Source organism: Facklamia sp. P12932, from assembly GCF_050409545.1.
Classification (GTDB): Bacteria; Bacillota; Bacilli; order Lactobacillales; family Aerococcaceae; genus Facklamia.
Map to the genome: position 1 here is coordinate 1 of NZ_JBNUPG010000043.1, position 1,775 is coordinate 1,775.

General features: G+C 40.1%; 1 protein-coding gene and 1 pseudogene. Both read right to left on the reverse strand.

What is annotated here, in order from left to right; translation table 11 throughout:
- Positions 1 to 116: 116 nt before the first annotated feature.
- Positions 117 to 260 (reverse strand): annotated as a pseudogene (locus tag ACQV2P_RS08525) (transposase); the annotation flags it as partial.
- 21 nt (positions 261 to 281) lie between these two features.
- Positions 282 to 1,580 (reverse strand): transposase, encoded by a 1,299-nt coding sequence (locus ACQV2P_RS08530; protein ID WP_428894893.1) that lies wholly within the window; start codon positions 1,578 to 1,580, stop codon positions 282 to 284.
- Positions 1,581 to 1,775 lie beyond the last annotated feature (195 nt).

The window sequence follows — 1,775 nt, forward strand, 5'->3', positions numbered from 1 at the left end:
TTTAAAATAAGACCCGAGATAAAATGTCCACGCATTTTGTCTCGGGTCTTTATTTTTTCTTGTTCTTGGATATATAACACCAGTTTATTGATATTGTATGCCAGTAATGCAATGCCTCATTCAATTTTCACCTTCCGTCTGCCTCGAAGGTGGACTCGGGTGAAACCTAAAGAACCCTTGAGATAGCCAAAGGCAGTTTCAACATCGATTTTTCGGCGGGCATAAATGGCTTGGGTGGTTTCTTCTTCAGCCAGTGCACGTTGTTTAGCTTTAAAATATTCCTAAGAAGGATTGACGCTGATTTTTCGGATGGAACCTTTCGGAGTAAATGCGGCTTCAATGCGTTCGCCTCCTGAAGTGTGCGTTTCAGCTTTGTATTCTTTGAATTGTTGAATCTCGTCATAATGATTTTTTCGCTCACGGTAAGCACTGAAATTGAAACGTACCCCTTGAAGGTCAATATAATAATCATCTGCTTCATGATAAGTCCAATTGAAGACTTTCTTTTCATCGGATTGCCATTTTTTTGTCTGTTCTTTTAACATCGTGCTATAGGGGATGATGGCGATGGTATCGGGATGATGGTCTTCTAAGTAGGCATAGTTGGACTCGGAACCATACCCAGCGTCCATCGAAACATAAGTCATCGAATCAATGAGTGCACGGTGGGTCTCAAAGAATGGTTGAAGCGTTCGTGTGTCGGTTGGATTGGGATAGATGTCATAAGCTAATACATATTGATGACTGGTGGCGTTTTGTAGGTTATAGCCAGGTTTAGTTTGACCGTTTCGCATTGGATCTTCTTTCATCCGCATAAAGGTCGCGTCAGTATCCGTTTTAGAATAAGAATGACGGTCACCTAAAAGATGACGATGTTTTTCATAGTTTTGTTTCTTTTCAATGCGTTCATTGAGTGGGTGCTTGAGAGATTTTAAGCGACGACGTGATTGCTTGGCCGGATTAGGCGATTGTTTCTTTGTTTCTTCCACTTCTTTTTCTAAAGCTTCGAGACAGCTCTCTAACTGTGTCATCACTTCTTCCAGCTGATCCATCGTTAAGTCTGTTCCCTCAGGAAGTGTCATGTCTTGATAGGCTACTTTGGTTTCTTTTAACAGCTCTTTGATTTGTGCTTCATTGACTTCATCAAAACGGATGATGTTCTTTTTCCAGACGAAGGTATATTTATTCGCATTCGCTAAAATTTTTGTTCCATCAATAAATAAAGCATCGTCTATCAGATGTTGTTCCATTAAATAGTTTACAAGTCCATCAAACCCAGCATCTAGAATGGCTTGAATGCTCTCATCCACTCGGCATCGGCAGATCGTGGTATGTGAAGGGACTCTACCTTGTGTTAACCATTGAGCCGGTAAGTTTTCAGCCGCAAAGCGTTCAATCTTCCGACTGGTAAATATCTCTCGAGTATAGGCAAAGAGAATGAGCTTTAAGACGGCAGATAAAGGGTATTCTCTCGGGCGACCAAACACATAAGGATGATCAATGGCTAATTGGTTGACCAAGCCATCAATAAAGTGGACAACATGTGCTTCTTCAGGAATATAGGCATAAGAGATTTCCAAAGCTAATTGATTTGTGTTATAATGAAAGTGTATTTTTTATGTCCTTTCTTTTGTGTTAGAGGAGAGGCATTGACGAAGCAGAAAGCGTCAACTTTCTGCTTTTTTATATCTTCATTATACCATAAAAACCACTATAAACATTGTTTAAACAACGTTTATAGTGGTTTTTCGGTTTGAGACTTATGATACAGCCCC